The 1,507-nt window shown below is 69.0% G+C and carries 1 protein-coding gene and 1 pseudogene; both read right to left on the bottom strand.

Annotation, left to right across the window (positions count from 1 at the left end; genetic code table 11):
• Window positions 1-609: pseudogene (locus tag DBR22_RS17880) on the bottom strand (SAM-dependent methyltransferase); the annotation flags it as partial.
• The coding region (locus tag DBR22_RS17875) for an NAD(P)-binding domain-containing protein (RefSeq protein ID WP_258229277.1) at window positions 602-1,507 on the bottom strand (906 nt) is incomplete at its 5' end. The pseudogene DBR22_RS17880 and the gene DBR22_RS17875, both read right to left, overlap by 8 nt.

Here is a 1,507-nt window from a genome sequence, read left to right as displayed (position 1 = left end):
GTGCCCGACGGCGGGACCGTCCCCTGCGGAGGCAGCTCCCCGGGCGCCGCCGGCCACGATGATCCGGGACTTCTGCCGTGCCAGCTGCGGCTGGACGGATTGGAAGTGCCGTTCGAGGACGGCGTTCATTCCCAGGGACATGTGCTTGATCCGGCCGCCGGCGAGCAGCACCACATCCGGGGCTGCACATCGTGCCACGGTGGCTGCAGCCTCCTCCAGTTCCGCCAACGTCCGGGGCAGCTGCAGCAGGACAACTTCGGCCCCCGAGAGCAGGTCCTCGCCCAACGGCAGTTGCTCGTAGCCGGCGCCTCCGGCCGCTGCGGCAGCCGCCACCCCCAGGGTGGCCGCGTTGTTCCGGAGCGCCCGTTCCCCCGTAATGAGGTCTTCGTGAACCCGGACCCGGTGGATGCCGAGCCCGGCGAGTGCGCCGAGTGTCATGGCGCCGTAGCGGTCCCCGATCACCGTGAGTTCGCGGCGGCCCTGCAATTGCCCGGCCGCGGCTTCGAGCAACAGTTTGTCAGTGGCATCCCAGGCCTGGAGATTGGGGGCTTCGACGTCCGGGTAACGCCGCAGGGTGCCGAAGACGGCCTCAAGACTTTTTTCAGCCACGGGTTCCTGCTGTCTGTGTAGGTGCTGTTGGAGTGGGCTGTTGCTGCAGGGAGGGCAGCTTGAGGATGGCCGCCACGGCCGCGCGGCCCGCCCGGTTGGCGCCGATGGTCGAGGAGGACGGCCCGTAGCCCACCAGGTGAACGCGAGGCTCCGCTGCCACCTGGGTGCCGTCCATGGCAATGCCGCCGCCTGGTCCCCTCAAGTGCAGCGGCGCCAGATGTTCGAGCTCTGCCCGGAACCCCGTCGCCCAGAGAATGACGTCCGCCCGGTGCAGGCTGCCGTCGGTGAGGCGGACGCCGTCGGGCTCTATGGACGCGAACATGGGGCGCCGATCCAAGGCGCCGCGAGCGGCCGCCGCCCGAAGGGCCGGCGTCCAGATCAGGCCGGTCACGGCAACCACGCTCTGCGGCGGCAGACCCAGCCGGACGCGTTCCTCCACGAGGGCGACGGCGTCGTGGCCGGCCTGGGCGTCGAACGTGGCATCCCGCCATTCGGGTTCCCGCCTGGTGAACCAGCTCGTGCCGCTTACCTGTGAGATCTCGTCCAACAGCCCGACGGCGGAAATGCCGCCGCCCACCACAATGACGTGCAGCCCACGGAACTCCTCCGCGGAAACATAGTCCGCCACGTGCAGCTGCCGGCCCCGGAACGTGGACCTGCCCGGATAGATCGGCCAGAACGGCCTGGTCCAGGTACCGGTGGCGTTGATCAGCGCCTTCACTGACCAGTCGCCACCGCTGGTACTGATTCTCAGCCTGCCGTCCGGATCTGCATCTTCCCGCTCAACGGAGGCAACCTTGACCGGGCGCAGGACCTCAAGCCCCAGCTCCCGCTCATAGCCGGTGAAGTACCGCGTCAGGAACTCCGAACTTGGCTCTGCCGGATCCACCGCCGGTTT

This window comes from Arthrobacter sp. HMWF013 (assembly GCF_003061105.1).
GTDB lineage: Bacteria > Actinomycetota > Actinomycetes > Actinomycetales > Micrococcaceae > Arthrobacter.
This window is presented reverse-complemented; position numbering and strand designations above follow the sequence as displayed.